Source organism: Maridesulfovibrio sp. (assembly GCF_963678865.1).
GTDB lineage: Bacteria > Desulfobacterota > Desulfovibrionia > Desulfovibrionales > Desulfovibrionaceae > Maridesulfovibrio.
The window spans coordinates 3973268-4000071 of the sequence record NZ_OY787459.1 but is presented as its reverse complement, the minus strand read 5'-3'; the positions used below and the strand labels follow the sequence as shown (position 1 = coordinate 4000071).

Annotated in this window: 21 protein-coding genes; 9 read left to right on the top strand and 12 right to left on the bottom strand. The window is 48.3% G+C overall.

The genetic code is table 11. From position 1 onward, the window contains the following. Positions 1 to 101 precede the first annotated feature (101 nt). Positions 102 to 821: a phosphorylase gene (locus tag ACKU41_RS18210; RefSeq protein WP_321402840.1), complete on the top strand. Its 720-nt coding sequence runs from the start codon at positions 102 to 104 to the stop codon at positions 819 to 821. A 78-nt stretch (positions 822 to 899) separates the two neighbouring features. Here ACKU41_RS18210 and hpnH read toward each other — a convergent pair whose 3' ends face one another. The 5 genes from hpnH to ACKU41_RS18185 all read right to left on the bottom strand — a co-directional run bounded on the left by hpnH (position 900) and on the right by ACKU41_RS18185 (position 7676). Then, positions 900 to 1916: an adenosyl-hopene transferase HpnH gene (gene hpnH, locus ACKU41_RS18205; protein WP_319778910.1), complete on the bottom strand. Its 1017-nt coding sequence runs from the start codon at positions 1914 to 1916 to the stop codon at positions 900 to 902. A 36-nt stretch (positions 1917 to 1952) separates the two neighbouring features. Continuing rightward, the gene (locus tag ACKU41_RS18200) at positions 1953 to 2675 is read right to left on the bottom strand and encodes a hypothetical protein (protein ID WP_321402838.1); all 723 of its coding nucleotides are present in this window, start codon (positions 2673 to 2675) and stop codon (positions 1953 to 1955) included. Further along, entirely contained in the window at positions 2675 to 3454 is a 780-nt protein-coding gene (locus ACKU41_RS18195; protein ID WP_321402837.1) for a PhnD/SsuA/transferrin family substrate-binding protein, read from the bottom strand. The genes ACKU41_RS18200 and ACKU41_RS18195 overlap by 1 nt, the downstream gene beginning before the upstream one ends. A gap of 3 nt (positions 3455 to 3457) precedes the next feature. Then, entirely contained in the window at positions 3458 to 6154 is a 2697-nt protein-coding gene (locus ACKU41_RS18190) for an MMPL family transporter (protein ID WP_321402835.1), read from the bottom strand. A gap of 139 nt (positions 6155 to 6293) precedes the next feature. After that, on the bottom strand, positions 6294 to 7676 hold the full coding sequence (locus tag ACKU41_RS18185; protein ID WP_319778905.1) for an aspartate aminotransferase family protein: 1383 nt from the start codon (positions 7674 to 7676) through the stop codon (positions 6294 to 6296). A gap of 210 nt (positions 7677 to 7886) precedes the next feature. Between ACKU41_RS18185 and ispH the strand changes: the two genes are divergently transcribed. Continuing rightward, positions 7887 to 8735: a 4-hydroxy-3-methylbut-2-enyl diphosphate reductase gene (gene ispH, locus ACKU41_RS18180; RefSeq protein ID WP_321402833.1), complete on the top strand. Its 849-nt coding sequence runs from the start codon at positions 7887 to 7889 to the stop codon at positions 8733 to 8735. A 72-nt stretch (positions 8736 to 8807) separates the two neighbouring features. On the opposite strand, the gene ACKU41_RS18175 is transcribed toward ispH, so the two are convergent. From ACKU41_RS18175 to ACKU41_RS18165, 3 genes are read right to left on the bottom strand one after another with little or no spacing between them, the layout of a single operon-like run. Next, positions 8808 to 11891: an efflux RND transporter permease subunit gene (locus tag ACKU41_RS18175; protein WP_321402831.1), complete on the bottom strand. Its 3084-nt coding sequence runs from the start codon at positions 11889 to 11891 to the stop codon at positions 8808 to 8810. Further along, the gene (locus ACKU41_RS18170; protein ID WP_321402829.1) at positions 11888 to 12967 is read right to left on the bottom strand and encodes an efflux RND transporter periplasmic adaptor subunit; all 1080 of its coding nucleotides are present in this window, start codon (positions 12965 to 12967) and stop codon (positions 11888 to 11890) included. Before ACKU41_RS18170 ends, ACKU41_RS18175 begins: the two co-directional genes overlap by 4 nt. A gap of 13 nt (positions 12968 to 12980) precedes the next feature. Continuing rightward, a complete protein-coding gene (locus ACKU41_RS18165) occupies positions 12981 to 13646 on the bottom strand; it encodes a CerR family C-terminal domain-containing protein (RefSeq protein WP_321402827.1) in 666 nt (221 codons plus the stop codon). A gap of 244 nt (positions 13647 to 13890) precedes the next feature. On the opposite strand from ACKU41_RS18165, the gene ACKU41_RS18160 reads away from it, so the two are divergent. After that, entirely contained in the window at positions 13891 to 14421 is a 531-nt protein-coding gene (locus tag ACKU41_RS18160) for an isochorismatase family protein (RefSeq protein ID WP_321402825.1), read from the top strand. A gap of 64 nt (positions 14422 to 14485) precedes the next feature. On the opposite strand, the gene ACKU41_RS18155 is transcribed toward ACKU41_RS18160, so the two are convergent. Genes ACKU41_RS18155 through ACKU41_RS18140 form a run of 4 tightly spaced genes read right to left on the bottom strand, consistent with a single transcriptional unit; the run spans position 14486 to position 19750 of the window. Further along, positions 14486 to 15103, bottom strand: coding sequence for a hypothetical protein (locus ACKU41_RS18155; RefSeq protein ID WP_321402823.1), 618 nt, complete (start codon positions 15101 to 15103; stop codon positions 14486 to 14488). A gap of 8 nt (positions 15104 to 15111) precedes the next feature. Beyond that, complete coding sequence (locus ACKU41_RS18150) at positions 15112 to 15894, bottom strand: PD-(D/E)XK nuclease family protein (RefSeq protein ID WP_321402820.1); 783 nt, start codon at positions 15892 to 15894, stop codon at positions 15112 to 15114. An 8-nt stretch (positions 15895 to 15902) separates the two neighbouring features. Beyond that, positions 15903 to 18071 carry a bifunctional (p)ppGpp synthetase/guanosine-3',5'-bis(diphosphate) 3'-pyrophosphohydrolase gene (locus tag ACKU41_RS18145; protein ID WP_321402818.1) on the bottom strand — a complete coding sequence of 723 codons (2169 nt, stop codon included), beginning with the start codon at positions 18069 to 18071 and terminating at the stop codon, positions 15903 to 15905. Between the two features lie 2 nt (positions 18072 to 18073). After that, positions 18074 to 19750, bottom strand: a complete 1677-nt coding sequence (locus tag ACKU41_RS18140; protein WP_321402816.1) for a peptide-binding protein — start codon at positions 19748 to 19750, stop codon at positions 18074 to 18076. 241 nt (positions 19751 to 19991) lie between these two features. Between ACKU41_RS18140 and ACKU41_RS18135 the strand changes: the two genes are divergently transcribed. The 6 genes from ACKU41_RS18135 (at position 19992) to ACKU41_RS18110 (ending at position 26798) form a co-directional block, all read left to right on the top strand. Beyond that, entirely contained in the window at positions 19992 to 23201 is a 3210-nt protein-coding gene (locus ACKU41_RS18135; RefSeq protein ID WP_321402813.1) for a DEAD/DEAH box helicase, read from the top strand. Positions 23202 to 23292: 91 nt separating this feature from the next. Then, the gene (locus ACKU41_RS18130; protein ID WP_321402811.1) at positions 23293 to 23472 is read left to right on the top strand and encodes a hypothetical protein; all 180 of its coding nucleotides are present in this window, start codon (positions 23293 to 23295) and stop codon (positions 23470 to 23472) included. 44 nt (positions 23473 to 23516) lie between these two features. Next, entirely contained in the window at positions 23517 to 23819 is a 303-nt protein-coding gene (locus ACKU41_RS18125) for a hypothetical protein (protein WP_319778895.1), read from the top strand. A 160-nt stretch (positions 23820 to 23979) separates the two neighbouring features. Next, positions 23980 to 24648: a PilZ domain-containing protein gene (locus ACKU41_RS18120; RefSeq protein ID WP_321402810.1), complete on the top strand. Its 669-nt coding sequence runs from the start codon at positions 23980 to 23982 to the stop codon at positions 24646 to 24648. 50 nt (positions 24649 to 24698) lie between these two features. Next, the gene (locus ACKU41_RS18115; RefSeq protein ID WP_321402808.1) at positions 24699 to 25226 is read left to right on the top strand and encodes a tetratricopeptide repeat protein; all 528 of its coding nucleotides are present in this window, start codon (positions 24699 to 24701) and stop codon (positions 25224 to 25226) included. A gap of 351 nt (positions 25227 to 25577) precedes the next feature. Continuing rightward, a complete protein-coding gene (locus tag ACKU41_RS18110) occupies positions 25578 to 26798 on the top strand; it encodes an ammonium transporter (RefSeq protein ID WP_319778892.1) in 1221 nt (406 codons plus the stop codon). The last annotated feature ends 6 nt before the right edge of the window (positions 26799 to 26804 follow it).

Here is a 26804-nt window from a genome sequence, read left to right as displayed (position 1 = left end):
GAATGGATATGAACTAACCGCCTAAATTTAATTAAGTTTACCAACTTTACCCGCCGACAGATCTGGTTTATCTTCAATTAAATATCCGTTAAGGAAACACAATGAAATTACATAAAATAGCCATAGTCACAGCCATGGAGCAGGAGGCACACGCAGTCTGCCCCGCACCGCAACTTGAAGAAAACAGTGCTTTTCCCATCCTTCGCGGCACACTCAAAAACAACGTCAGTTATCGATGTGTTGTTTCCGGTATCGGAATAAAGCGGGCTGCAGAGGCAACGAAGCTGCTCTGCACTCAAAAACCGGACTTAATATTGAGTGTCGGGGTTTCAGGAGGGCTTGCGCCGGGACTTTCCGCAGGCACCATTGTGGCGGGAACATCCATTCTTTCAGATATTGAAGAATTTGAGTCCTGGCTAGAAGGGGCTGCAGAGGCACAAATGCGTAGCGGGCTTATCCCGGACTGCGGTAAAATCCAATGCGGTAAACTGTTCACTGCCCGTAAACCTGTACTCTGTGCACAGGATAAACTTTTTATCCATGAACGCACCGGTGCACTGGCAGTGGACATGGAATCCATAGCAGTAGCAAGTACTGCCCAAAAAATGGGTATCCCCTTCGGCTGCATCCGGGCCATAAGCGACGATTCAAATCGTGGTATCCCTAAAGAATCACTGGCCGGAGTTGATGAATCCGGCAAAACACAGCTGGGTCCCATTTTAAAAGCCATAGCCAAACGGCCCGGCTTGATTTTTGAGTTAATTCCCATGGGCAGGGATTATTCAAAAGCTCTAAAAGCGCTGGGGGAAATTTTTGGATAACAAAAAAGCCCGTTGACACAAACTTCAACGGGCTCATGCAGCTAAAAAAGCTGTTATTATTTACTATGTCAGATGAACTTACTTTACACTCACGCCCTTAAGTGCCAGCAAAGCACCTTTAATGGGACGCTTCACTGAATCGGCAACAGCTGTCGGTTCAAAACCGCAGTGAACCATGCAGTTAGCGCAACGGGGATCATTGCCGACGCCGAACTTATCCCAGTCGGTCTGTTCCATGAGCTCTTTATAGGTCGGTACGAAACCGTCTTCGAGCAAGTAACAGGGACGCTGCCAGCCATGTACGGAACGGCAGGGGTTTCCCCACGGGGAGCACTTATAATCGGGCTGGTTTCCAGCGAGAAAATCAAGATAAAAGCTGCTGTGGCTGAAATCCCAATTTTTGTTTTTACCGATGGTAAAAATTTCACGGAAAAGCTGCTCGCTCTGCGGACGGGTCAGAAATGCATCCTGATCTTCAGCCGCTTCGTAGCTGAATGCAGCGGAAAGGGTCATGCCGTCCACTTTGAGATCCATGAGGAAATCAAAAAATTCTGCAGCCTTTTCAGCGGTCTGACCGCCGAAGAGAGTGGTGTTGGTATTTACTCTGAACCCCTTGGACTTAAGCAGTTTGATAGTCCGTACTGCAGAATCAAAAACGCCCTGCTTGCAGACAACCTTGTCATGCACTTCCGCCGGGCCGTCCAGATGGAGGTTGAAAGTCAGGTAAGGACTGGGCTTGAATTCGTGAATGCGCTCAGGCATGAGGATGCCGTTGGTGCAGAGATAAACAAATTTCTTACGCTTGATCAGTTCACTGACAATGGCCGGGATTTCCGGGTGCAGCAGAGGCTCACCGCCGGGAATGGATACAATGGGTGCGCCGCATTCTTCTACTGCGTCGATGCATTCCTGAACGGAAAGACGCTTATTGAGGATTTCAGGCGGCTGGTTAACCTTGCCGCAGCCCTTGCAGCGCAGATTGCACTGAAAAAGGGGTTCGAGCATAAGCACCAGCGGATAATGTTTATTACCCTTCAAAGTCTGGGTGAGAATATATTTGCCGAGTCTAGCTACTTGAATTGCAGGAATTGCCAAGGTTTCAACCTCTTTTCCGCCAACATGGGGGCGGGTTTATTTTTCAGTGGCCTTGCGGGCCTCACAGGCCTTGACCAGCTTTGCACATGAATCAACGTTCAATAATTTTTTGCTGAAATATTTACTTGTTAAAGCCTTCTTGTAATGAACACAGGCTTCTTCCACTTCGTCATCTTCAAGCAGAGCGGTTGCCAGCCCGAGACGATTCATAGCGAAATCAGGTGCGATTTTTACGGCTTTCTCGTAATATTTCAAAGCATTATCCATATCACCAATACTGATGGGCGCGGAAGGGGCTTTCAGGTAAAGCTGACCCAGAAAACGGTCCGGTCCGCCATGATCAACATCAGGGGAAAGTCTTGACGCTACGAGAGCTTCTTGCTCCATACGGGGCACAAGGTCAAGGCCCTTCATCGGAGCAAACTGAGCCTCTTTAGCAATTAAATAAGCCAAAAGATAGTGCCCCAGCCCTGATTGCGAATTTTTATCCAGAAAGGCCTTCAACTTAATCTGCGAAGATTTTGCGTAATCAGCTGTTTTAACAGTCCCGCTTTCCAGCAGCCACGCTGAGCAGGCAGCTCCTTGCAGGATATCATTCCCTTTTGCGGAATTGGAAAGCACCTCGGCCTGCGCTTGTGAACACGGTTTCCAAAGCACCACTCCGTCTTCATTGCACTCATGAAGTGGCAAGTTGTACTGGGCTGAACAACCGCAGATAAACAATACAACCAATAAAGAAATAACACGCAGCCCCTTCATTATTTCAAATCCTTATCAGCGGGGTTGAAGCCGGAAGTCTGCAAAAGTTTAAGCAGATCCTTTGCTGCCGGATCCTTGTCCATATCCAGAAGCACGGACTGAAGCCTAAACGCATCGTCATTTGTATTGCCGAACCAAACCACCGGACTGTTGGGTAGTTCAGGTGAAGCGTAAATGACTTTGGTTCCTGAGTAGCGGTCCGAGTCCTTGATGACCGAATACTGTACTGCGTCAAGCACCACGCCGGAAACTTTACCTTTATTGACTTTCCGTAGCATGCGTAAAGCCTTGTGTGTCCCCTCCACACTGAAGTCACCGTCTTTTTTACCTTCGAAAAGAATCTCACGGGACTGCGGGGTATAAAGCATGGAACCGTAGACTTTACCTTGAACAGCTTCCGGGGAATCCGGGCCGTTTGCAGGGACGATCAACCTCCAGACATCTTTTCTCATACCCTGAGGCAGAGTTGAAGCAACCGGGGTCATGGAAAATTCAGAGGAATAAGACTTGAAGAAAGTCAGTCCGCAGATAGCCCACGCGGGCTTGTCCTTCTTGAGGTAAGCAAGAGCCTCGTTCAAATCGTTGTAATAAACACCCTGCACTTTCTCTCCAAGTTTAGCCGAGAGATATCCGGCAAATTCATCCATTACCGGCTGAGCTTCGGCAGTGGTGCCGGGCTGTCCGGGCTGAAGAATGGCAAAATCAAACCGACCGGCAAAAGCACTAGAACTCAGGACAAAAACAAGAATAAATGCAAATGCGATAACTCTTTTGAACATAAATTATTTTCCTTTAATCCTTTCAATCAGTCTGAATACAGCAGGTAGAACCACCATACAGCCCACAAGACAAGTAGCAGAGCCGGTGACCATGATGCCGCCCAACGAAGCAAGGCCGCGATGATGAGCCAGCAGCAGGCCGCCGAATCCGATCATGGTGGTGCAGAAACTAAGCCCCACTGCCACCGGGGTACTGGTATGGTAGAGACGCTCCCCTTGGGAAAGCTCTTTCCAGCGGGCCAGAAAATGGACGCCGCCGTCAACACCGATAGCAATAAGTACAGGGATAGCAAAGAAATTGGCTAAATTAAAGCTCAGTCCGGTAAGCCCCATAATCTCCAGCAGCCAAAAGATTCCGGCAAAAAGCGGTACAAGAGTCAGCAGCACATAACTGAGGCTGAAAGAACTGAGGAAAAGAAGAATTGAAACCAGTATCAGGGTCAGCCCCGCAGCTTCCAGAAATGTCTCACGCATCAGCAGAGATGATTCAAGAACCACCACCGGAACCCCGGTCACTTCGGGATCAATTTTACGCAGATCAGCCACGAACCCGGTCAGCTTTTCAAAATCCCATACATTTTCAACCGGGGAAACCTTGACCATAAACCTACCGTCTTTACCCACGTAAAGAGAACGCAAATGATCAGGCAGATCGTTCGGAGTGACCGAACGCACCTCAAGAATTTCCTTCAGCCATGCAAAGGAACTGGACAGTTCATTGACCAGCCGGGACTGAAGAGGAGTCAGGTTGACTGCATCCGCAGGAGTCTTTTCAAGAATTTCCAGACAGGTATCTGCTCGATCAATAATAGAGGTAACCTTTTGCAACTCTTCTTTCGCCCCTGCGGAGAATAACTTTTCCTCCAGATTTTCAAGGGACTCGATCAGATTCTCGAGGGAAGCTGTGACTTCAGCCGGGACAAGATAGGAATTACGGGCTTCTAGATTGATTCCTGCCATAGCTTTGGCCTCACCGCGCAGGATTTCCGCTTTCTCATGCTGTCCTTCGGGCAGAAAATCGAGAATGGACTCAATACGGCCCACGGACGGAACCTTCTTGAGTTCTGCGATAAGAGACTTCACAGACTCAAGGTCCGGACGGGTCATAACCGCGAACCATGTGGATTCATCGGAGTCGTTTATCAGAACATGTTCATATTCTACTGATTCCAACCCTTTTGCCTGCAGTTCCAACAGATTATAGTTGAAACCGGCCTTCTTTATTCCGGGAATGGCCAGCGCTGTAAGTGCAGCAAAAACCAGCAGGACAGCCACCGGATGCGAAATAATCTTTTCCATGAAAGGCATGGTCGCCATACGCGGACGGGAGGACGGGAACCAGTTACGCCGCCCGGCAATAAGCATCATGGACGGAAGCACAGTTAGCATGGAGATCAGACAGAAAATAATCCCGGTCCCGCCGACAAGTCCCAATTCGGCAAGGCCAACAAAGTCCTGTCCCAGCACAGCATAAAATGCGCAAACCGAGGTCAATCCGCCAAGCAGTATGCCCGGTCCGGTATGAACCAGCGCTTCTTCCACCGCTTCATCCGGGGACATGCCTGAATCGGCAGCTTCTACATAACGCATGACGATATGGATACCGAAATCCACCCCGATACCGACCAACACAAGGGCAAAAACAATGGAGAGCAGATTCAAACTGCCCAATGTGACCAGCGTAAAACCGAAGGTCCAGGCCATGGCGCAGAACAACGACCCCATCACCAGCATGGGCCGCAGCCAGCCGTGCAGGATAAACATGAACATCAGACCGACTACAACCACAGAAATCACGGCCGCAATAGTCATATCCTGATCCGTGGTGTGCATTTCATCGGCGGAAAGCACCGGACGCCCGGTCAAACCGGCCTCAACATCGGGGAACTCGGCACGCACGGATTCCAGTGAAGAACGCACAAAATTCAGGGAAGGACCGATAACATCCATTACCCGGAAATCCTTTTTGGGCAGGATGCGCATGATCAGCAATTTGCCGTTGCGGGTGAAGAAATACTGAATTCCGGCTTTATCCAGATCAAAGACAGGTGCGTTCAGGGTCTCAAGGGCCGGACCGGATACAAGGGAGGACTGCATCTCGCCCACAAGGTTATCCAATGCGCCGAGGAAGGGGTCGAACATTTCCGAATTGACACTGCCGCCCTTCTCGCCCCCTTTATCACCATTAATTAACCCGGCTGTCATATCCAGAAAGCGGGAAAGCCCCGGAGCTTCAAACCACTCCTTACCCAGTGGCCCGAAATCACGGGCAAGGGTCACGAACTGACGCAGTTCGTCCGGGGAAGCGAACATCAGCACTCCCGGTCCCATATCACGGGCGGACATGGCGTAGTGGACTTCCTTAACCAGATCAGGACGTTTCTTCAATTTGGCAGCGAGGGAGACAGCGAACTTAGCGGCCTTTTGCTTGCCTGCGTCATTGCCTCCGGTCTTGATGACCACAAACATGTATTCCTGATCACCGAAATTTTTAATCTGGGCAATATTGCGTTTCTGAAAAGGAAGCTCGTGTGAAATCAGATTATCCTGATCACTATCCAGCTTAAGCCATAGCGCAGAAGAAGCAGCAGATGCTGCGGCCAAAACCACAGCGCAAATGACAACGGCAGCAGGGGCCTTGCGGACCATTCTCCAGATAATACGGATCAATCTTTCCAAGACATTATAAAAAATATTCATCAAACTCTGCCCGCTGCGGTATAGATCGGCAGGGGTCTTTTTTGGCGTGGCATATAATCAAAGAAGGCAAACTATCATACAGTTTGCCTCCCATAATATCCACGAATTTCGAATTCAGCTTTTAAACAATAAATTCCGGCTATGAAGTCTTTGCAGTACGGATTCCAAGGTCCTTCACGGTTTTCCATGCGGATCCGGTAATCTTATGCGCCTCTTTAAGCACATCATCCATGGCGGCGAGGAATTTATCCACATCCTGATCGGTGATCATCAACGGAGGCAAAATCTTTACAGTATCAAGTCCGTGTCCGGCAACCTGGCTGAGAATGTTATGTTTTTCCAGCAGCGGCATGGTTATCATCTGACAAAAAAGGTCATCATTCATTTTATGCAGCAGCTTCCAACTGGCTTTCAAAGTCATGGATTTAGGTTCACCGAACTGCATGCCTATCATTAACCCCTTGGCGCGGATTTCGGTCAGCATTTCATACTTGCCGGCAAGCTTCTGCATCCCTTCTTCAATTCGGGCACCCATTCTGGCGGCATTTTCCACCAGATTTTCTCTTTCAAGGATTTCTATAGTCGCCAGCCCGGCTGCCATGGCAAGGTCATTCTGACCGAAAGTATTGGAGTGTGCGAAGCAACGTTCCATGGAATCAAAAATTTTCCCATGAATCTCGCGGGTGGTAATTATCGCCCCCACAGGAATATATCCACCGGAAAGAGCCTTGGAAATAACCAGAATATCGGGCTTCACACCCCAATGGTCAACTGCGAACATCTTCCCGGTCCGCCCCAGCCCGCACTGAACTTCGTCAGCAATCATGTAGGTGCCGTACTTGTCGCACAGTTCGCGCGCACCTGCGAGGTAACCGTCTTCAGGAACGAAAACACCTTTACCCTGCACGGTTTCAAAAATGAAGGCGCCCACGTCGCCGCCCTTAAGAGCCTCTTCCAAGGCATCCAGATCGTTAAAAGGTACGGCAGTACAGCCGGGCAGCAGGGGTTCGTTACGATCCCTGAATTCGCGGTTGGCATTTACGGACAAAGAACCGAGGGTCAACCCGTGGAAGGCATGGTGGCAATGGACCAGCTTATGCTTTCCGCTGGCCTGACGGGCAAACTTGAGCGCGCCTTCAACACCTTCTGTTCCGGAGTTGGTGAAAAATACAGCTTCAAGGTCGCCGGGAGCAAGTTCAGCTAATTTCTCTGCGAGCATGCCGGACATGACCCCGAGGTCCATCTGTACGATGCTGGCGGTCTTTTCATCCATTACTTCCTTAAGGACACCGGCAACATAAGGGTGGTTGCGTCCGATATTGTAGACACCGAAACCGGAAAGAAAATCCAGAACTTCTACGCCCTTGGCATCGGTCAGGTAGGCTCCCTCGGAACTAACATAATTCCGGTCATAGCCGATAACTTCAAGAACCCTCACAAACTGGGGGTTTACATATTTGCGGTGCAATTCATATGCTTCCGCTATTCTTTCTCTATATTTTTTTACAATCTCAGAACTCATCTTATAAGGCTCCAATTGATTCCAGCTTTAAGAGTCAAAATAAATTTTCCGGCAAAATACTCTCCTTCCCCTTGAGGGTCAATGGGTTATAACCAAGTTCAGCTCAAAACAGCCTCATTGCCAAACAGCATGATGAAATGTAATATAAATACCTTTAAGCAGACACGAACAACTCAGTGCTCAGGTACTGTGAATATATGGAGGCCTTAAATGGTTGAAGTTATCAGAGCGGAAACAGCCGGTTTCTGCATGGGTGTGGACCTTGCACTCAACAAACTGGACTCTCTTATTGAAAAAAATGAAAGCGGGAAAATATACATACTCGGACCGATCATTCACAATCCTCAGGTCCTTGAAGACTACGAGAAAAAAGGTGTTATCACCGCGAAGACCCCGGAGGACGTTCCTGAAGGGGCTTACGTTGTCATCCGCGCCCATGGCATACCAAAAGCAGTGGAAGAAGAGCTGCGCCAGCGCGGTGTAAATGTCATTGACGCCACCTGCCCCAAAGTCAAAAAAGCGCAACTGCTTATCCAACGCAACACTGAAGACAACCGGGTTCTTCTGCTCTACGGCGAGGACAGCCATCCGGAAGTAAAAGGCCTGCTCAGCTACGGTCCCGCAGGTCCGCATCTTTTTGATTCCCGTGATGAACTTCAGGCCATCGATCTGGACCCGGACCAGAAATACTGCCTTGCGGCCCAAACCACTCAGGACCGCTCTGTCTACACTGACTGCATCAGTTATCTGGAAAGCAAAGGCATCGACTTTATAACCCTGAACACCATCTGCGATGCCACACGCCAACGTCAGGATGAAGCCATCTCCCTTTCAGGGGAAGTGGATCACATGATTGTTGTGGGCGGCCGCATCAGCGGAAACACCCGCCGTTTGGTACAAGTTGTGGAAACAGCAGGAACCAAATGCACCCATGTGGAAACTGCCGAGGAACTTCCCTTTGAGGAACTCAAAAAACTTAACAAAATCGGCCTGACTGCCGGAGCATCCACTCCCAAGCATCTGGTTGACAGTATCCAGCAGATTGTTGAAAATATATAAGACATCCCAAAAAACAATAAGGCCCGCAATTCATAAAGAATTGCGGGCCTTTATTATTTTAATACACTTTTGCTACACATCACTGCCCTGCTTGACAACATCCTGACTCCATTCGTATTTCTTGAAACTCTGTTTGAAGAATAGTGAATAGAGAACCGGGCAGAGAATCAGGGTCAGCACAGTTGCGAACATGAGACCGGACATGATGCAGTTGGCCATGGGACGCCACATTTCACCGCCCTGCAGTGAAAGCGGGACCATACCGATAATGGTGGTAGTTGCAGTCATGATGATCGGTCGCGCGCGCTCAAGGGAAGCCAGCACAATGGAATTATCCAAGGCCATCCCCCGCCCGCGCAATATTTCGATACGGTCAATGAGCATGATGGCGTTGTTGACGATAATCCCCAGCAGACTGATCATTCCCAGCATGGGCATGAAGCCGAAGGGCGAATTTGTCAGAATCATCCCCGGAGTAATCCCGCACATCATGGGCGGCAGGGTCAGCAGGATAATCAGCGGACGCCTGAAGGAGTTGAACTGAAAAATCAGCACCAGAACCAGAAGCCCCATGGCAAGAGGCATGTGTGCGTTAATGGCATCCTGACTTTCCTGACTCTTCTCAAACTCCCCGCCGTAAGCCACGGAATAACCCATCGGCCAGTTTGATGATTGTATCATCTTGTCAATTTCCGGCTGAACTGCAGCCAGAGTCAATGTAGCGAAGTAGCCGTCGAACAAATCCGCCTTAACGGTCATGGTCCGGGTCTGGTCCCTGCGGCGGATATCAGAAGGCTGCCAGACCAGTTCGGATGATGCTATCTGACTGAGCGGGACATTCTTCTGGGCCTGATATGAATAGACATTCAGACTCTCCAGCTTATCCAGCCGGTTACGGAAATCACCCTCAGTACGCAGCATGATGGGGATATTGGTATCACCGTCTCGATAAACCGAGGCCTGATAACCGCTCATGCTGGACTGCAGACTGAGAGCCACATCAGAACTGGTTAATCCGGCCTGACGGGCCTTATCCTGATCCACGTTGACTTCCATTTTTTTAGTCCACTGACCCCAGTCATCCCAGACACGGGCAACTCCGGGAGTCTTTTCCAGAACTGCAGCAATCTTGTCCCGCAGGAGATAGAGTGTTTTCTGATCCGGACCGGAAATACGAATCTGCACCGGGGCGCCTACCGGAGGCCCGTTCATCAGCTTCTTGAGACTGAAATCAGCATCGGGAAAATTTGACTTCAGTTCCTTACGAGCACGTTCAATAACATCATCAGTTGCTTCAACACTCTTGGTGTTGACTACAAAAGTGGCAAGGTTGTTGTTACGTTGCTCAAGGTTCAGGGGCAGGTACCAGCGGGGTCCGCCATGCCCGATAAAGGTCCCGACACTTTCCACGCCTTCATCCGCAAGCAAAAACCTCTCCAGCTTGCCAACTTCATCAGCGGTAGCGGTGATGTCTGTTCCAAAAGGCTGCCAGAAATCAATGGTAAACTGGGCACGCTCGTTGGGCGGGAAGAACATTTTGGGTACAAACTGGAATCCCCAGAAAGCAGCCATGCATGCGATAAGCACCACTGCAAGGAAACTGGGCCTGTGCTTGAGGCAGAAAAGCAGCATGGAACGATAAATATGATACATGCGGCTGGAAAAACTCTGCACCACAACTTTGGGTTTCAGCACATAATAGCAAAGCATAGGCACCATGGACATGGACAGCCCCCATGAACAAAGCAAGGTCAGGCTGACCACGACGAACAGGGAAAAGCAGTATTCCCCGGTGGCGTTTTCCGCCAGCGGAATGGGCAGAAAGGCAAAAACAGTGGTCAGGGAAGCGGCCAGCAACGGCATCCACAACTCAGAAACCGAACCTACAACAGCCTTCAGACGATCCTCCCCGGCGGCAAGCCGAACGAGTATGGCCTCGGAAACAACAACCCCGTTATCAACCAGAATACCCAATGCAATGATCAGCGAAGCAATGGAAATGCGCTGCAGCCCTACATTAAAAAGTGGCATCAAAGCAAGACATCCCAGCATGGCCATGGGCACCAGCGAACCGGCGATAAGCCCGGTCCTGAATCCTGCGAAAACAAGAATAATTATAACTACGAAAACAAATGATTCTAGAAGGTTGATCATGAAATCGGTAACCGCCGTATCTACGTAATCTGGCTGATAGACGATCACATTGTATTCCATGCCGTGGTAAAGATTCTTGGAAAGCTTCTCAAGCTTTTCGGAAACCAGTTTACCAACTTCCATAATATTATTGCCGTCGGCCATGGAAATTGCCAGCATGATGCACGGTTCACCGTTATAACGGGCCATGACCCCCGGCGGATCAGCAAAACTGCGGCTGATGTCGGTGACATCGGAAAGCTTGAGCGAAGACTTCATGCCTTCGATGCGCAGGGACATATCCTTGATATCATCAACCGACTTGAATTCCCCGGTCGGCTCAATATAAATACGCTCAGGTCCGACCTTGGCCGAGCCGCTGGGACGGATCATGTTCTGCTGGTTAAGCATCTGGGCCAAGGCAAAGGGGGTAATCCCGGCAGCCGCCATGCGCGAGTTGGAAAAATCCACAAAAACCCGCTCTTCCTGCAATCCCCAGCGATCAACCTTGCCCACACTGGGAATGGAGAGCAATTCATCACGAGTATAGTCGGCTACATCTTTTAGTTCGCGGTAGGTAAAGCCGTCTCCGGTCAGGGCAACCACGATACCGAAAACATCCCCGAATTCATCGTTGACAACCGGCTCGTAAGCCTCGGCAGGCAGATTGCTTTTTGCATCAAGCACTTTGTTGCGCAAACGCTGCCAGATAGGGGTCATATTTTTCTGGTTGTCCTGAAATTCAACCTCGATAATCGACAGCCCGGTCATGGATTGGGACCTGACGTTCTTGATAACATCAATTTCCCTGATTTTTTCTTCCAGCTTATCCGTTACCAGCTCTTCCACCCTCTGCGGCGAGGCACCAGGGAAAACAGTGCTCACCACAGCGGTACGAATTGTAAAATCAGGATCTTCTGATTTTGGAATACTGAAGAACGTGGACACACCTGCAAAGGCAATCAGCACAAACAGGGCTATTGAAGTCCTGTTATTTTCTATGCACCATCTGGCGAGATTCACGACAGCCCCCCGACATTACGAACCTTCAAACCATCCTTAAGGGAATGGACACCGCGTGTGACCACTATTTCACCGGCTTTAAGCCCGTCTTTAATCAGAACGCCCTTAGAAGACATGGAACCAACCGTCACATCACGACGTTTAACCACAGAACCGTTCTGAACTACCCAGACATGCTTGCTGCCGTCAGGATTACCGACAATGGCTGATGGGGCTACGAAAATATTGGTACTGACAGAACGCCCGGCAAAGCACACATTACCGGACATGCCGCTGCGCACCAACTGCTTGGAATTATCAAGATAAACCTTAACCGGGAAAGAAGCGCCTTCGTTGGTTCCGATGCCCACTTCCATGATGACCCCCTTCATGGTCTTACCGGGCAGGGCATCAAAAGTAACCTGCACCTTCTCCCCTTCATTCACGCTGGCTATCAGGGTATCGGGCAGGGAAATAGACATTTTCATCTGTCTACCGGCATTAAAGCCGACGACCTTCTGCCCGGACTGCACGTTCTGATGCACATTTACAGCCACCGCGCCGACCCAGCCGTCAAAGGGAGCCTTAAGCACTGTGTAGCGCAGACGCTTGCGGGCAATATCAAGCTTCTTTGCCGAGGCATTCAGTTGGGCATGATAGGATTTAAAGTCAGCCTCTGACTGATCCAGCTCGGACTTGGACACAACCTTACGTTTGTAGAGCTGCTCAATGCGGTCTACATCAGCCTTGGCGCGTATGTAATTGGCACGGACCTGTTCCAGGTTGGACTCAGCCTGCCGAACTTCAAGCTCGTAATCGGCAGGATCAAGCCGTGCGATAACTTCACCGGCACTGAATTTACGGCCGATCTGATCACCGGGAAAAGACGTAATTTTTCCACCCACGCGAAAAGAAAGATCGGACTGCAGGGCATCCTCGGCTGTGCCGGAAAAAACCCACTGTCTGCCGGCAGTGCCTTCACCCACCTGCATGGTCTTTACCGGCCGCAAAACTTCCTGCACTGGGGAAGGCTTTTCCTTACAGCCTGATAGCGCAAAACCAAGCACCAATATTGAAATAAAGATTATTTTTTTCATTTTAGTATGCCTCCTAACAGCAGACAAAAGCTACTGCCCTTCTGGACAAAATTTCAATAAGTTCCTCAACTCGTTCCGGAGTTATCTCGTCCCAGCCCACACGGTCGGTAAAAACTTTGGGCATAACAAACTTGAGAACTATGCCAATCAAAGCCAACCCTACCGCCATAACCTCGGTGTACGAAGTCTCTTCCGGCATTGCAGCCTTGAGCAGCAAAACCATTGAATCAATGGATGGAGTAAAAAATTCACTATCAAGCAACTGATATGAATCACTCGGATCAGCCAACTCGCGGTTAAGCAGCATAACCCCCCAAAGGCTTGTGGGATCACTGAGAATACCCTGCATCTGGGAACGAAAAAACCATGAGACCAGATCTTCCTTGTTTATTTCCCCGGCTTCGAACCGGGCAAGCTGTTCCCGTACAGCATCCTCACCGGGCATAACTTCATCACGAAAACGGATAATCTCATGGATGACAGCTTCGTAAAGCCCTTGCTTACCACCGAAATGATAGCCGACTGTTGCCAGATTCACCTCCGCCTCCGAAGCAAGGCTGCGCATGCTCACGCCGTTGAAGCCGTTCATGGCAAATAGCCTCAAGCCCACTTCAACAAGCTTCTGGCGAGTTTCTTCGCCACGGGCTTTATTCGTCTTTCCTCTGGGATGTTGTGTCATATCTGATCCTTTCACCTGAGATTTCTTCATTCTTTACAAGGACAGAACTAAACACCATCCTGCACAAAGTCAAACGTTTGTTTAAATTTTTTGTTTAAATTGATCGTTTAAAACTTTTGAATAATAATTTTACAGAGTTATTTGAGCATTTACATTAATATGAAGACAAAGCTTTTCTTCTTCCTTAAAGCAAACTAAAAAAACGTGAATCCGGCTTATTTCAACCTACAGGAAGGACAATCACATGAAAGCACTACTGGTCATAGACATGCAGAAAGCACTGTTTGCAACGGGAAACCGCTACGATACAGAAGGAGTAGTCAGCAGAATAAATTTACTCACCGGAGAAGCGCGGGACAAAAATATCCCCGTAATATTTATCCGCCACAATAATGAGGAAGATGGACTAGGACGGGACTCGGATGGCTGGCAGATTCTTGACGAACTTGATTTCCGGCCCACTGACGTGACGGTAGAAAAGGTCTGCTGCGATTCTTTCTGCAAAACCGATCTTGCAAAAAAACTTACTGACGCCGGTGCTGACGAACTTATCATCACCGGTTGCTGTACGGATTTCTGTATCGATACAACTGTCCGGCAGGCTGCAAGTATGGGCTACAAAATACAAGTAGCCTCAGATGCACACACCACGGCAGACAAACCCTACCTCAATGCCTCAACAATCATTAAACATCATAATTTCGTCTGGTCGGAACTGTACGCTCCAATCATTATTGAAGTAAAAACGACAGCAGCCATCATTGCCGAAATGTAAAAAACCTCCCCCTGAATCCTGTTCAGCGGGAGGTTTAATTTGATTTATTCAAGCTATAAAAAAATCAGTTTTTGAGCTCATCAATAAATTTTTCAATCAGAGGCACACTGGCAAGAACATCATCTAGTGCCTTGTCCAGCGGATCAAAAGTTTCATCCCAAGCAGGAAGTTCCTCAATAAACTTATTACGATCAAAACTAAATCCCCTGCTTAAGCGACAGTATTTAGAGGTGGGATAAATCAACCTAAAACCGCGCTGCGATAACTCATTATGATTGGCAAAAAACTCATTAACTTTAACTTTTAACTCTGAATCTGTTAACGAAAAGTAATTTGCGTCAAACCCCACATTGAAACACATGCTGGAATTCTTCAAACCGAAAAAAACAGACACCCAATACGAATCTTCTTCGTCAAAAAGGCTTAAGGTAAAAAACGCTGCATAATTTTCTTCTGCATTATTCGGCCAAGACAAAGGAGCAAAGCTTGTTTCATTATATTTATCGTTTGTATAGTAATCATACACCCCTTTCCAATCACCTGCATTCTCAATCCGCTCTTTAATCCTTTTATTCATAGCCTTGAACATCTTTGATTCGATATCCGAAAGCACACTTGGAGCTTCTTCAAGAATTTCAATGTTATTAGCAACCAGCCGGCATAATTCATTAGAATACTTCATAATTTAACCTAAAAGGACCTTACATATTCACTAAATTGACTGACCATAAAATGACACATGGAATTTTTAATATTAAGTCCGGTAAGAGTTCTTTCCAAACTTAAAGCTACATCTTTCCAACTTACGGGAACAACAGACTTAAGACTTTGATCATCTGGAGACTTACCACCGGGAGTCAGATAGATAACACCTCTCTCCTTTTCTCTACGCATCTCGATTATATCGAGATAACGGCTGAGCTGATTACCAGTTTCAGCTGCATCAATCTTCACCTCAACAAAAAGCTGAAGTCCACTGCCCAGAATTTCAATATCAACCCGACTTTGGTTATCTATTCCGGGGCATATTTCAGTACGGGTTATGTATCTTTCAGGCAGTTCGCAACAAGGAAAACACGGAGGGAGGGAGTCCTTGTATTTTTCATACACTAGGCTCATAAAATTCTTTAAAAAAGCATCCCCCTGACCGTGATCCCCTCGACAATCCCAAAGCCACGCCAATATAGAAGTATTAGGCAGCTCGCGCCTTTTGATCCCGGCAACGTTCCAAATGTCGATGGCATTACCTGCTGCGAGAAAGTTTTTATGCTTACAATCAAAATCAGTAAAAAAGGATTCTAAGTCCTGCACACGCTCATTCAGATCTAACCGACACGACTTACGGTCCTTATCGGCTTCATTGAAAAGCGAAAAAAATTCCTCCCAACGATCATACTCGAGAGAACGCATTGTCTGCCAGTCGATAAAAAATGAATCCCACTTTTCTATGGGCTTAAGATCGCTATTCTCCACTACGCCACCTAACTCAACCTAGTAGCTTCCAGCACATGTTCAATGGTCTTGAGCTTATTCAGGGAACGGTGGAGGTGACCGAGATCGATGACTTCCACTGTGAATTCAAGCACGGAACTGCCGTCGAGGTCGGATTTGAATTCACCGGAATCAATGTTCACGTCCATTTCAGTAAGCACGGTACATATTTTTGCCAACAGGCCCTTGCGGTTCCTGCACCGGATACGAATCTGTGCCGGATGATGGGATTCTTCCTGCCCTCCGGTCCATGAAACATTGAGTAATCTTTCTTCCTCAAGATTCTTGATATTGGGGCAGGTTGCTGAATGAATGATCACCCCGCGCCCACGGCTGATGTAGCCGATGATCGGCTCACCCGGAAGCGGAGTGCAGCATCCGGCAAAACGGATCAGGACATTATCCACGCCTTCAATATCAATGGAATTGGCAGCGTTTTTGCCCTTATCCCCTTCGACTGTATGATGCGGTTCCTGTTTGGGAAGCTCTTCGCCGGTACCCTCTATTTCATTGATAACCGCGTATAGACGGCCCAAAACCTTGCGCGGAGTAATACGCGAATAGCCGATATTGGAAAGCAGATCGTCTACACTGCTGAAATTGAACTCATCCGCCAGCATGACAAAATAGCCGTCTTTCATGGCCTTGGGTACATTGATATTCATGCGCCGGCCTTCCTTCTCAAGCAACTCCTTGGCAAGGATGATGGAACGGGTCCTTTCTTCTGTCCGGATGTAATGCTTGATGCGGGTCCGGGCCTTGGCTGTTTTTACAAACTTGAGCCAATCCCGGCTGGGCTTGCGTTTCTTGTCGGTAAAAACCTCAACGGTATCACCGTTTTTAAGCACGGAGTTAAGCGGAACCATACGCCCGTTGACTTTGGCCCCGGTACAATGGTTACCGACTTCGGTATGAATGGAATAGGCAAAATCCACGGGAGAAGCTCCATCCGGAAGCTCCTTAATCTCCCCGGCAGGGGTGAAAATATAAACCTCATCGTTAAAGAGATCGAACCGGAGCGAAGCCATAAACTCACGGGGGTCCTCAAGCTCACGCTGCCAATCCATAATCTGACGCAGCCATGAAAAACGCTCGGCATCACGGTTCTGCTTGGAATCACTTCTACCGGATTCCTTATACTGCCAATGGGCGGCAACACCGTACTCCGCAACCTGCTGCATCTCTTCGGTCCTAATCTGGATCTCGATGCGCTCACCCTCCGGCCCGATAACGGTGGTGTGCAGGGACTGGTACATATTGGCCTTGGGAATGGAAATATAATCCTTGAACTTGCCGGAAACAGGCTTCCACATGGAATGGACCAGACCAAGCACAGAATAACAATCCTTCACGGATTCCACGATGACCCTGAATGCAATGATATCATGGACCTGATCAAGGCTCAGGTTCTGACGCTGCATTTTATTATGGATGCTGAAAATATGCTTGGTTCGTCCGTAAATGGTGCCCTTTATCTGATTGCTGTCCAGAATTCCGTTCAGCAGCCCGATAACGTTGTCAACGTATTCCTTGCCTATGGTATGCTGGCGCTCCAGACCGTCGGTGATATCCTGATAAACGTCCGGCTTAAGGTAGTAGAGACAGAGGTCTTCAAGGTCACGCTTGACCATGTACAGGCCGAGCCTGTTGGCAAGGGGAGAATAGATATCCATGGTTTCCTGAGCTATAAGCAACTGCTTGTAGCTCTTCTGAAAATCAAGGGTACGCATGTTGTGCAGGCGGTCGGCAAGCTTAACCATGAGTACGCGGATATCTTCAGCCATGGCCAGAATCATCTTACGGATGTTCTCGGCCTTGGCGATGGCCTTGGACTCAAAATCCATCATGCTGATCTTGGTCACACCGTCAACAATATCCGCCACCTCTTCACCGAAAAGATCTGCGATCTCATCAATGGTTGTGTCGGTATCCTCAACCGTATCGTGCAAAAGCCCGGCGGCAACGGTGGGTTCATCAAGACGCATATCAGCAAGAATTTTAGCCACATGCAGCGGGTGGGCAAGATAAGGTTCACCTGAAAGACGCACCTGTCCTTCATGAGCCCGTGCGGAAAAGACGTAAGCCCTCTGGATCAAATCCAGATCGGGATCGTCGATATAGGAACTGACAATGTCAGTGATTTCATTAATGCGTATCATAATTACTGCTGTAAACTCGGTTTCTTCTGTAATTGAGTGGGAATCCACCACCAGTCTGCATTATAGCCCAGACCAGCTGGCTCCACTTTCAGACCTTGAATTCTACTACTGTATATTGGCAAAGCCATTGGAACGTAAAGAAAGCAATAAGGTTGTTCTTCATGCATGATCTCCTGAACCCGGTCATAAATGACCTTGCGTTCGGACTGATCCAGAGTGGAACGGCCTTTATCGAGCAACTCGTCAAGCTCATCGTTTTTATATTTGATAAAATTCAGTCCGCCGGGAACAGCCTTGGATGAATGCCAGACAGAATAAATATCGGGATCCTGCAGGATGTTCCACCCTAAGATAGTGGCATCAAAACGGCCGGTGTCAATAAATTCTTTTAAAAAAGCCGCCCACTCAACAGTCCTGATTTTCACTTCGATTCCGACATCCCTCAGACGGTTTTGAATAATTGTTGCGGACTTAATACGCAAGGAATTTCCCTGATTAATAATAACGGAAAAAGAAAAAGGCTTACCGTCACGGTCAAGAATCCCGTCACCGTCTGTATCGACCCAGCCGGCCTCTTTGAGCAGAGCTTTTGCTTTTTCCGGATGATAGCCATAAGGCTTGAGCTTATCATTATATACCCATGTCCCGGGTTTATAAGGCCCCATGGCCGGATACCCAAGACCGAAAAGCACACCTTTTACAATTTCTTCCTTATCAATTGCATAGTTAATGGCCCTGCGCACCCGCAGGTCTTTAAAAAAGGGGCTTTCCATATTAAATCCGAGATAGGAATAAGAAAAGGACAGGTACTTGAATTTCTGAAAATTACGGTCCCAATTCCCTCCCTTGGTCTGGAAAAGATATTGCTGCGGAGTCAGCCCCATGCTGTCGAGGCTGCCGCTTTTCAGCTCAAGAAACTGCGTGGAAATATCAGGTATGACCCGGTATACAAGTTCATCAATGTACGGACGACCCTCAAAATAATCCTCGTTAGCCTCAAGTATCAATCTTCGGCCGGGAATCCACTCCTTAAGCTTGTAAGGTCCGGCTCCCACAGGATTACGCCTGTATTTGGTGGTATTCAGGTCTTCACCTTCCAGAATATGTTTCGGCAGAATATCTGAAGCCCAGGTAATAAGGGAACGGGCAAAAATTTTATCATAACGCACTTCAAACGTGTACTTCCCGGTCCGCTTGAACTCTTTGATATTTTTAAAATCCCCGGCATAAGCGGTGGGAGTCTTAGGGTCAATCATCATATTATATGTAAACTCGACATCTTCGGCAGTAAGAGGCTCTCCATCTGTCCAGCGGATGTCTTCCCGGAGCTTGAACTTAAGCAGTTTCCCTCCTTCCAGCACTTCGAAAGATTCGGCAGCATAGGGAACAAGTTCGATATCTTTGTTGTATTTAAGCGCTGAAACAAATATCTTGCTGGCGACCTCATGGCTTGCAGAATCAGAAGAAAGAGCGGAAATCAAACACATGGGTTCTGCCAGTGTGGGTTCAGTATACCTGCCGCCGTATACAGGCTTGGAATCGACAATATTTTCAGCAACCGAGGCAGAAGACGTTTCCGGTTCAGCCTTTTCACCGGTATGCTGTCCGCCTCCCTGATCGCAGGCAGAAAGGAAAGCCAGACAAGTAATCATCACTGCGGCTAAAATAAATCTGTTCATGTTATCCTTATTTTTTTGAATAAAAATCTTCCATTAAGCCAACTACATTGATAATATAAACAGTATGGACTATTGTGGAGTAAAAGCCAAGCTACTGAGCGTTACAGATTGACCCTGACCGCTTTTTACTTTACGGATTCAGCATAAAAGGCCTGACGCTAGATAATTTTAAAAATAAAACATCTGCCTCTAAATAAAACATAACAACTAAGGCAAGTTACAGTTTGGGGAAAACGTTATCATGTCTCAAAACGAAGAAGCTGTAGTAAAATCAATTCTTAAATCATTTATCTCAGGAACCGTCCCGGAATACATTCTGGAAGGTTCGCGTATGATCGTAAACTCTGACGGGGTCCAGAAGCTTGATCTGAAAAAACGCGAAAGATACTGGGATGTTGATGCCTCCATTCAAGGCGATGATTTTCAAATTTATTCCTCGGAACTGGGTCTTAACCTGGCTGAGGAAAGCATTAACTATTACTGCAACTGCCCGGAATCATTTTCCGGTGTATGCAAACACGTGGGTGCAGCCGCACTGAAACTGCTTCTTTCTCTTGATTCGGAAGAAGAAAAAGCCGAAAGCCAGAAACAGGCCGACTGGCGCCAGAATTTCCGTTCTTTCTTTGCCACTGAACTGGAACCGGAAGCAGGCAAACATTATATAATTTACCGCATGTACCCGGAACCGGAAAGATTGCAGGTAGCCTTTTTCAGAGCCCGGCAGAACAAATCCGGACTTTCGCAAGTGCAGAATGAAATAGAACTGCAGAATGTAATCGAAAAGCCGGAATGGAGTGAAACTTCACCCAGCCTGCCACATGTAGCCGAGCAAATAGGCCATTACCTTGATTACCGGGGACACCGGGTGGAAATTCCCTCCGGCCTGCATGCATGGTTTTTCACTGCCATCAAAGATGAATATTACATGTTCCTGCGCGACACGGATATTCCCATTCGTATTGAAAGCAGGACTATGCAGTTGAAACTCTCCCCGGAACTTTCCGAGGAAGGGCTCTCCTTCGACATCCTGCTTTCCGATGAAGGAAAACCGCCATTCTCCATCATGGATGATGATGAGGTGTTTTTCTACGGCAGACTGCCGCTCTGGGTATACTGGAAACAGGGTTTCTACCCGGTCCAGACCACCCTTGCGCCCAAGCTTGTGCAGGAAATGCGCATACAGAATCCGGTTATCCCCCCTGCGGATATCCCGGAATTCCTAGACCGTGTCTGGACCCAGATTCCGGTTTCCGACCTGCATGACCATGAGGAATTCCTTGAGAAGATGCAGCCGTTCTTTGTTCCGGCTACGTTCAATCCCAAGCTCTACCTCAATGAGGAAGGCTCACTGCTGACCATCAGGGTCGACAATATTTACGAGACCGAGCATGGGGAAATTTCCATGGGCGAGCCCAACCCCGACCTGCAGACCGGGAGCTACAAGGACGGTGATAAATCCTACCTTGTACGACGTGCTCAGGACGAGGAGGCCCAGCTTTTCGCAGAGCTGCGCGACATGGGTTTCCAGCCGCGTAACAACTCCATCTGGTTCATGGAGCAGGAAGCTGCCATAACCTTCCTGCTGGACCATTATCCGCAGTTGGTTGAAGCATACCGCATCTACGGTGAAAAGAACCTGACCCGTTACAAGGTAAGGCTCACTTCTCCGCAGATTGTTGCCGAAGTCGAAACCGATGAAGAAAACAAGTGGTTCAACCTCGATATCACTGTCGAATATGATGACCAGCGTGTACCCATCGATAAAATCTGGGAAGCATGGAGTCAGGGCAAACGTTACGTACAGCTCAAGGACGGTTCATACACCAGCCTGCCGGAATCGTGGCTCAAAAAACTCAGCCACAAACTCAAGGCCCTAGGGTACGACCCCGAACAGCCTCCAAGGCAGCAGTTCGAGCAATACGAAACTCCCGTGCTGGACAAGATCATTGAAGACCTTCCCGATGCCAAGACCGACGAACATTTCGTTAAACTGCGCGAGAAGATTCATAATTTTGATGAAATCAAGATGATCAACCAGCCCAAGGCACTGAATGCAACCCTGCGTCCATATCAGGTTCAGGGCTTGAGCTACCTGAACTTCCTGCGCGACTACAAATTCGGTGGTATTCTTGCTGATGAAATGGGTCTCGGTAAAACCATCCAGACCCTGTCTTTCATTCTGTCCCTGCACGAGAGGGGCATAACCGGACCTAACCTGATCATCGTACCGACCTCGGTCATGCCCAACTGGGAACGTGAAGCGCAGAAATTCTGCCCGCACCTGCCCCTGTTGACTATTTACGGATCAAGGCGCGAGGACCTGTTCAAGAAAATTCCTGATTCCACAATCGTAATAACTACATACGCATTGCTGCGCAGGGATCTTGAAGAGTTGCTCAAGCACGAATATACTTCCGTGATTCTTGACGAAGCACAGAACATCAAGAACCCGAACACCATCACCGCCAAGTCGGTGCGCAAACTCAAGAGCGATATGCGCCTCTGCCTTTCCGGTACGCCCATTGAAAACAACCTCTTTGAGCTCTGGTCCCTTTTCGAGTTCCTCATGCCCGGCTTCCTCAGTTCACAGCATGCGTTCCAGAGGGGAATTGTCAAACCCATCAAGGATGGTGACGAAGAGACTCTCAATTACCTGCGCACAAGGGTGAAACCGTTCATCCTGCGCCGTACCAAGTCCGAAGTGGCCAAAGATCTGCCGCCCAAGATTGAGACTGTGCATTACTGCGAACTCATTGAAGAACAGCGCGAGCTTTACAATGCCCTTGCCAAACGCCTCAAAGATCAGGTTCTCAAGGATGTGGACGAAAAAGGCATGGCCAAGAGCCAGATGTCCATTCTCGACGCTCTGCTCAAGCTGCGCCAGATCTGCTGCCATCCGCGCTTACTGAAACTGGATATGCCCGGACTGTCCACCAACCTGCCTTCAGGTAAATTCGACGCTTTCAAGGACCTTATCTTTGATATTGTCGAAGGCGGACACAAAGTTCTGGTCTTCTCACAGTTCGTACAGATGCTGCACGTGATCCGCTCATGGCTGACCATTAAGGACATCCCCTTTGCCTATCTCGACGGCTCCAGCAAGGACCGTTTCGACCAGGTGGACCGCTTTAACGATAGCCCGGATATCCCCATCTTCCTGATCTCCCTGAAAGCCGGGGGGACCGGCCTGAACCTGACTTCTGCAGACTACGTTATCCACTACGATCCGTGGTGGAACCCGGCAGTGGAAAATCAGGCCACTGACCGTACCCACCGTATCGGTCAGAAACGTCAGGTATTTGCCTACAAGATGATCTGCCAGAACACTGTCGAGGAAAAAATCCTCGGCCTGCAGGAAATGAAGAAGAACGTTGCGGACGCCATTATTCCAGGCCAATCCGCTCTCAAATCGCTCACCCGTGACGATCTTGAAATGTTGTTCGAAATTTAATGCAACCGTAACAACCAAATATCTCCCTGTGATTTAATGAGCCCGGAACCACTGAGTGGTTCCGGGCTTTCAATTTATAAGGAGAAAGCAGATGAACAACCACGATAATTTATCAATCCTCGCTTTTACTGACAGCCGCCAACCCTATAAAAATTTTCAAACACACTCCAGAATGAAGCCTCCTGCCCGGGACCGTAGCCACCAGCCATCAAAACATACTTTGGGTCAAAAACTTTTATTAATTGTTGACAAACAATTATCCCAAGCTTAATTGATACTGAAATTCAATTTCAAAAAGAATAATTGGAGGACGAAATGTTTATTCCCGATTCAATGTGCGGATGCTCAGAAGAAGTTATGCTCAATCACCGTGAAGCACTCAGAATCTCCCTCTTTGAAGTCCACTTCAAACGGGAAGCAATGATCCTGATCGGTTTAGGCATCAAAAAACTGGCAGCCATGCACGGCCTTCCAGAAGGAATCATCAAAAAACATATGAACGGTAACTTATTCATCGCCCCGCCTTCACAGCACCTTTACTTTCTCTTTCATGTACCGGAAATCGATGCGGATATGCACATTGCCGTGCCACCCTGCCACTATGATTTTGTTGGGTAACAGGCATTGATTGTAAAATATTTCACGGGAAGAAATCTGACCAGACTTATCCACTTGATCATCTGTGGGAAAGTCCGTCTCCGGCACCTGTTCCGGCCTGCAGGTGAACAGATTTCTCCCGTGATTACTTATTACGGACAAGCTATAAGGAGCGTAGAAAATGAGCCAGCAACTCAATCAGGTAATTATCTACACGGATAATCCTGAGCAATATGCCAATTCGAATTTGTCAAACTATATTAAGCTGGATTTCTGCTCATGCCCGACTGAATTCTGCCACGCACTGCTGGAAAAAAATTATTCCGGAACTATCCTTGATGTCCGAAAAGTAATGCGTACTCCATGTTGCGACAGAAACCGGGTACTGACAATTTCATCGGGAGTCCCGACAATACGCACTGTTGAAAAGCACAAACAACCTGTTTTTCTCGACGACCATGAAAAATTTATCTGCACCTGCATGACCCGAAAATGCTCTATCCAGGGTGCGACATGCCCGATCAATGTCAGTCTCGCGGTTGAAATCAGTCTGGAGGACGATCCGGCCATGGCTCAGAGCGTCAATGGAACAATCCACCATATTTCAGCAAATGGTTGTTCCTTTCACACCGAGGCCGACCTTGGAGGCAATAGTTTCCTCTACTTGAAGATATACTCCCTCAAAAACAGGTTACCTTTTTTTACCGGAATTCGGAAAGAACAAAGCTCAGCTCATTGCTCCTGCGGTTTTCACGTAAAATTTCTGGATCTTAAAGAAGACCAGAAAGATCAAATTGCAACTCTTGTTACACTCAACAGAGGAGATAAACCTGTGCATTCTACCCCGTAGACATACGGCATCAGGCTGTGCGATACTATTATATCATGAGAATAGGATCTGTGCAGATATTTCGCATTATGACCATCCCATTGGGCTGTCTTTTACTGCTGGCTGCAACCGGATGCTCTTTTTTTTACAAACCCATTGAGCAGGCACAGGAATACACCCGTCATCAGGAATACGACGCAGCAGTAAACAAACTTACCGACATTATTGATTCGGACTACTCTGAAGTGGAAAAAGCACAGGCCTTCATGCTCCGTGGACAGGCCTATACTTCGTTAAAAGAGTACCGCTATGCATACCGCGACCTGCAGGTCGCATGGAAACTTACCTGCCACATATATCAGACATCACCGGCACCGCAGCCAACGACAGTGCCCGAAGTGCCTGAATCTCGCCCAGCATCCAATAGTACTGCCCGGAAATCGTCCAATCCCCCATTCACTCCGGCAAGGGCCTGTATAGAAGATCTGCCCCGGCTTATTGACGACTTGAAACCATTCACCAGTGAATTCGGAGCAATAATGGCCACACAGGAAGCTTCGACCATTGTAAAAAAAATGTTTCCTGACCTGCCCCGGTAAGCAACCAACTTGTGTTGCGATTCGGATTACCATCTCAGACAAAAACACACATTTTCATTTTATTTTTTCACAAATTCAGTCTTATAAATACTACATTTTTGTAGTTTGCTACTCAAAACATCTTTTCACGTCCTTTTTTTCATATTTTAGATCAATTCATACCCTATCTTTATCCTTCAAACTTAAAATTAACCATTTCCTCCCCTTACCAGACATCCAAATAAAAATATTTGACACAAATGTTACCTTTTTGTAGTTAGCTACAAATTTGAATCATTGTCACATGACAGTTTTGTTAAAAACATCAAAAATTTTGTACCAGCCCCACTATCGAAGCAAGGAGTCGCACAAATGATAAATACCGGAGATACTGCGTTCATTCTCGTTTCAGCAGCACTTGTCCTGCTGATGACCCCTGGACTTGCGCTTTTTTATGCCGGAATGGTCCGCAGCAAAAACGTACTTGGAACCATTATGCAAAGCTTCATCATGATCTCGGTGATCAGCGTTGAATGGATATATCTCGGTTACACGATGTCTTTCGGACCGGACATAGGAGGATTCATCGGCAGCATGTCTCATTTTGCCCTGAACGGAGTCACCGCCGCCCCGAGTGAAACATACGCTACCACCATCCCCGAGATAGTATTCATGATCTACCAATGCATGTTTGCAGTAATCACTCCGGCGCTGATTACCGGAGCCTTTGCCGAGCGCGTAAGGTTCGCACCGTTTATTGTTTTCAGCCTGCTCTGGTCCATTCTGGTCTACAACCCGGTCTGCCACTGGATCTGGGGAGGAGGCTTCCTTGCTGAAATGGGCGTGCTCGACTTTGCAGGGGGGCTGGTTGTCCACCTGACCTGCGGCGTAGCAGCACTTGTAGCCTGCATCTTTATCGGCCCCCGCACAGGATACGGCAAACGTATGTTCATCCCTCACAACCTGCCCATGACCCTGCTTGGAACAGGTTTGCTCTGGTTTGGCTGGTTTGGATTTAATGGAGGCAGCGCCCTTGCAGCGGACGGGATAGCTGGAGGAGCATTTGTGGCTACCCACATCGCAGGTATGGTCGGGATGGCTGCATGGTGCGGAATAGAATGGCTTCACAGCGGCAAGCCGACTTCGCTTGGTGCTGCTTCGGGAGCTATCGCCGGCCTTGCCACCATCACCCCGGCAGCAGGCTTCGTCAGCCCCAACTCAGCTGTAATTATAGGCCTGCTCGGAGGACTTATCTGCTATGGAGCAGTCATGGCTAAATCCCGCATGGGTTATGACGACAGCCTTGACGTCGTCGGCATCCATGGTGTTGGCGGGCTGGCCGGAACAATCTGCCTCGGCATATTCGCCTCCACAGCAATCAATCCCGGAGGGGCTGACGGACTCATCCACGGCAACATCAACTTGCTGATCTCGCAGTTCAAAGGTATTTTCATTGTCGGCAGCTACACCCTGATTATCAGCTATGTGCTGCTCAAAGTAATCAATGCCGTCTCACCGCTGCGTCTGGACCTGAAAGCTGAAGAAGAAGGCATGGACACCAGCGAGCACAGCGAAAGCGCATACCAGAACTAATTTCCA